This window comes from Sphingomonas sp. DMC6, from assembly GCF_056314225.1.
In genome coordinates, this window is the sequence record NZ_JBQUYT010000022.1 from 1 (window position 1) to 4558 (window position 4558).

Consider the following 4558-nt stretch of genomic DNA (forward strand, 5'->3'; position numbering starts at 1 on the left):
CGCGGCCAACTTCCTTGCAATGGTCCAGCTTGCCTCAATGCGGCTGTGGCTCAGGGCTTATGAGTCTACGGCCTAGGCCGTGTATTGAAGGGTGGTATGTTGCGACTACCCTGCACCGCAGCATCGTTGCTAAGAACTTTCCCCACAACAGCATTCCAAGCCCGTGAAGATTGACGATATCGATATTTTCACGCGCTATGATAGTCCGAATGCTGAGAAAGGGTGAAGGATGGGGCATCCAGCTAAGTGAAGGAAGAATATGGATCTTGGTGAATGAGTCCAGCACCTGTCTCGATCGTTCACTGTCTGTGCCATTTCTGTGTATGCCAGATAGTGCAACATGAACGATATGGCCCTGTTTTTGCAGTTCTTTAGCCAGGGTTGAGCAATAGGATGCTATGCCATCGTTCAGGTCCATCTTTCTCATAAAAAAAAGAATTTTCATGCAGGGCCTCCGTTTGCATACCTGATCGGCCTCTCCCGAAATTTCTATTATATTCGATAAAAAATTTTGTGGTTAAAGGGGTATGGATACATTCTTCCTATTTCGAAATCATGACGTTTGTTAGCGCTATGGAGAAACGTTAAATTGAACGATGCGTGAATTGAAGGTGGTTTGCCTATTTGGGGAGCGCGTCGAAACGAGTTGAATACTACTTCGCGGCGATCGCAACAGGGGCATCACAGTCTGCGCGTACAAGAATGAGGGTAACATGCGCGCTGCGCGAGCCTCTAAGAGCCGGTAGCCGGCCGAGGCCGATAGTTTTCTCAACGCGCGACGGGCTCACGTTCTCGATCGCGACGATGCGCTGATACGCCTGATGGCAGAGACGCTGGCTGCATCTGCCCGCCGCAATGCCGAAATGGCCGCCGAAGCGCGCAAATAACGCTTCTGCGGAACGCCCGCCGCGCCCGTCGGTTCTGCATGCCGAACCCGATCGACGGAGACGGACATGGTGACCACCACGGAACGCGACAGCAAGGGCCGGTTCAAGACCAATGGCGAAAAGTCGGGCGGCAGCTCCGGCGGTAGCGGCTTTGGCGTGATCGCCGGCGCGGCGGTGGGCGGTGCGGCGCTTGGCCTGCTCGCCATGCTGGGCCGCAAGGCAGCCGTGCAGGCGCCGAGCGCGCTGGCCGGCAACTGGGATGAAGCGCTCGCGGCCGAGCACCGGCTGGTGCTGAAGAGCTTCGACGCGCTCGAGGCGACCGACGAGAAGGCGACGATCCGCCGCAACATGCTGCTCGCGCATATCAAGCACGCGCTGGTCAAGCATACGGTCGAAGAAGAGAATGTCATCTACCCGGCGCTGCGCGAAATCGGCGAGAAGGAAGCCGCGGACTCGCTCAACACCGAGCATGGCTATGTGAAGCAATATCTCTACGAGCTGGAGACGACGCCCAGCGCATCGCCGGCGTGGATGGAAAAGGTCCGGGCGTTCCGCGCCGACCTGGAAAAGCATATTCGCGAGGAAGAGAACGAACTCTTCCCCCGGCTGCGCGCGCAGCTCAGCGAGGAAAAGAACAAGGCGCTGACGCTGGCGATGAACAAGGAAGGCTTCAAGGTCGCCTGAACCGGACGAGGCGCCTTACCGGCCCAGCAATGCCACCTTGCCGCGCTCGTCCTCGGGCATCAGCCCTTCGAGCACGGCCCAGAACCCCCCCACGGCTCCCTGGCCGGCGCTGGAATAGGCGCCGGCCATTTTTTCGCGCAGCGCGTCGAACAGTTCGGCTTCCAGCTTTGCCCCCGCATCCGTCAGGCGCAGCAGCCTTTGCCGGCGGTCGCGGGTGCCGGCGCGGGTTTCCACCAGCCCGCGCTCGCTCAGCTCGCCTAGCACCCGGCCCAGCGACTGTTTGGTGATCGCCAGCAGGCCCAGCAGCTCGCTGACGGTGAGTTCTGGCTTGCGGGCGATGAAATAGAGCGCGCGATGGTGGGCGCGGCCCAGTCCCTGCCGGGCCAGCCCGTCATCGATCGACCGCGTCAGATTGGTATAGCCGAAATAGAGCAGCTCGATACCGCGGCGTATTTCGGGCTCACGCAGGAATAGCGGTGAGGCAGGAATTGGGGCAGCCATGTTGACCGTTTCTGCCACCAGGCCTAGGCGTGCGCAACCCGATGCACCTTGCGGACCGAAAGACCCGAGCGATGGAAGACGCGACGATCCTGGATTTTGAATTCGAGGCACACACCAGCCCGCGCGGCGAGGAAGCGCGCGCGGCGATCCTCGCCAATCCGGGTTTCGGCAAGGTATTTACCGATCATATGGCGGTAATCCGTTACTCCGCGGACAAGGGCTGGCACGATGCGCGCATCCAGCCCTATGCACCGTTGCAGATCGATCCGGCCTGCGCCGTGCTGCATTATGCGCAGGAGATTTTCGAAGGGCTGAAGGCCTATCGCCTGCCCGATGGCGGCGCGGCGCTGTTCCGCCCGGGCGAGAATGCCCGCCGCTTCCGCGAATCGGCCGAGCGGATGGCCATGGCGCCGCTGCCCGAGGAACTGTTCCTCGCCTCGATCCGCGAACTGGTGAAGACCGATCGCCACTGGATTCCGGAAGGTGAGGGCGCGTCGCTCTATCTGCGCCCCTTCATGTTCGCCAGCGAGACCTTTCTGGGCGTGAAGCCGGCGAGCGAATATCTCTATCTCGTCATCGCTTCTCCGGCGGGCGCCTATTTCAAGGGCGGCGCACCGTCGGTCACGCTGTGGGTATCGGACCATTATACCCGCGCTGCGCCAGGCGGCACGGGCGCGGCCAAGTGCGGTGGCAACTACGCCGCCAGCCTGATCGCCCAGGCCGAGGCGACTCGCCAGGGCTGCGACCAGGTGGTGTTCCTCGACGCGGTGGAGAACCGCTATGTCGAGGAACTGGGCGGCATGAACATCTTCTTCGTGTTCGACGACGGATCGGTCGCGACCCCGCCGCTCTCGGGCACGATCCTGCCGGGCATCACCCGCGAATCGCTGCTCACCCTGGCGCGCGATGCGGGCGTTGCGGTGCGCGAGGAACGCTATTCGATCGACCAGTGGCGCGAGGATGCGAAGAGCGGCCGGCTGCGCGAGGCCTTTGCCTGCGGCACCGCTGCGGTGGTGACGCCGATCGGCGGCGTGCGCGGCAACGGCTTCGATTTCCAGATCGGCAATGGCGGCCCGGGCCTGCTCACGACCCGCTTGCGCGAGCAACTGGTCGGCATCCAGCGCGGCGAATTGCCGGATGCGCACGGCTGGCTTGAACGTCTGCTCTAAGGCTCTATAAGCCCGCTTCCCGTTGGGGCGTCGCCAAGTGGTAAGGCAACGGTTTTTGGTACCGTCATTCGGAGGTTCGAATCCTCCCGCCCCAGCCATCCGAATTCTCGTGATTCGGTTCCAAAGCCTTGAAGTGGCAACAAATATTCGGATTCATTGATTGCGATCAGTTGGACTCGGTTGGACCGGGTTCGTCTGGATTCGACGGCTATTGTATCCCGATTTGTATCCCGATTTTCTTGTGCCTCGGGACCGGCTGGAGTCGGTTATGGCGCAGAAAATCAACGTTATGACGCCTGCTGCGGTCGATGCGCTGGCGAAAGGTTGTATCCGAGATTCGCACACGCCGGGGCTGTCCATTGCGGCGCTGGGCAGCGGAAGAAAGGTCTGGCGATTCTATCGCCGGCTTGTTGCAGGCAAGGGCTTTGTCAAAAAGACGCTTGGCGCTTTTCCCGCGGACAGCATTGCGGATGCAAGAGGCTGGGCCGCGGCGCTAAACCTGCAAATCGAAGCGGGTCTCAATCCGCGGGAAATCGAGCGTGAGCAACGGAATGCTGAGCGCGCTGCGCTGCTCCGCGCGACGATGACGGTCGAGAAGGCGCACCAGCTCTACATCGCGGCTGTCGAGGAAGGCCGAGCCTCTCGTGCGAAGCGCAAAAACAAGCCGCGCACGATCCAGGACAAGCTCTACATCTACCGAAGCGACATCGCGCCCACGCTCGCTGGTAGAGTGATCTATGAAGTGACGGAGGCTGATCTCGTCGCGCTCGTGCAAGCCAAAGGAAAAGTTGCGCGGATTCGCGCGAACCGGCTGTCCGCCGAACTCAACGTCTTCTTCGGCTGGGCAGCGTCGCTGCGCGGGACGGAGGTCGGACTTGAGACAAACCCGGCGGTGCGGTTGGGCGATCTCCGATTTCCCGAACTCCCCCGCTCTCGCAAGCTGTCCCTCGTGGAGATCGAATGGTTCCTGCGAGCTGTTGCCGAGGAGGAGCGGGACGTTCGACGCGGCATGCTCCTCTGGTTGCTAACCGCCGCCCGCATTTCGGAGGTGGTGAAAGCGCGCTCCGAGGAGGTTGTGGGCGGCGTCTGGACGATTCCCGCGAGCCGTGTGAAAAATTCTGTGGCCCACACCATGGCTCTTGGCCCATGGGGACAGCGCTTGATGCAAACGAACCACGCTTGGGTATTTCCCGCTGAACGCGTGGAGGGGCCGCGCAAGTCTGGTTGGTACAAGGAATGCTGATGATGTGGACGCCCCCGCACCGGGCGGCAGCTATGCTGTTGCCCGGCATCTGCAGAGGAGTGTTCACGATGACG

At 61.4% G+C, this 4558-nt stretch carries 4 protein-coding genes, 1 tRNA gene and 1 pseudogene; 4 read left to right on the plus strand and 2 right to left on the minus strand.

Annotated elements, in window-relative coordinates; translation table 11 throughout:
* Window positions 1-91: 91 nt before the first annotated feature.
* Window positions 92-445: pseudogene (locus ACT53M_RS20030) on the minus strand (glycosyltransferase family 4 protein); the annotation flags it as partial.
* A gap of 508 nt (window positions 446-953) precedes the next feature.
* On the opposite strand from ACT53M_RS20030, the gene ACT53M_RS20035 reads away from it, so the two are divergent.
* The gene (locus ACT53M_RS20035) at window positions 954-1571 is read left to right on the plus strand and encodes a hemerythrin domain-containing protein (RefSeq protein ID WP_476235685.1); all 618 of its coding nucleotides are present in this window, start codon (window positions 954-956) and stop codon (window positions 1569-1571) included.
* Between the two features lie 15 nt (window positions 1572-1586).
* Here ACT53M_RS20035 and ACT53M_RS20040 read toward each other — a convergent pair whose 3' ends face one another.
* Entirely contained in the window at window positions 1587-2072 is a 486-nt protein-coding gene (locus tag ACT53M_RS20040; RefSeq protein ID WP_476227068.1) for a MarR family transcriptional regulator, read from the minus strand.
* Between the two features lie 71 nt (window positions 2073-2143).
* Here ACT53M_RS20040 and ACT53M_RS20045 point away from each other — a divergent pair, with 71 nt between their 5' ends.
* The 3 genes from ACT53M_RS20045 to ACT53M_RS20055 all read left to right on the plus strand — a co-directional run bounded on the left by ACT53M_RS20045 (window position 2144) and on the right by ACT53M_RS20055 (window position 4484).
* Complete coding sequence (locus ACT53M_RS20045) at window positions 2144-3241, plus strand: branched-chain amino acid aminotransferase (RefSeq protein ID WP_476235686.1); 1098 nt, start codon at window positions 2144-2146, stop codon at window positions 3239-3241.
* Between the two features lie 23 nt (window positions 3242-3264).
* A tRNA-Gln gene (locus tag ACT53M_RS20050) sits at window positions 3265-3339 on the plus strand.
* A 170-nt stretch (window positions 3340-3509) separates the two neighbouring features.
* Window positions 3510-4484: a tyrosine-type recombinase/integrase gene (locus tag ACT53M_RS20055; RefSeq protein WP_476235687.1), complete on the plus strand. Its 975-nt coding sequence runs from the start codon at window positions 3510-3512 to the stop codon at window positions 4482-4484.
* The last annotated feature ends 74 nt before the right edge of the window (window positions 4485-4558 follow it).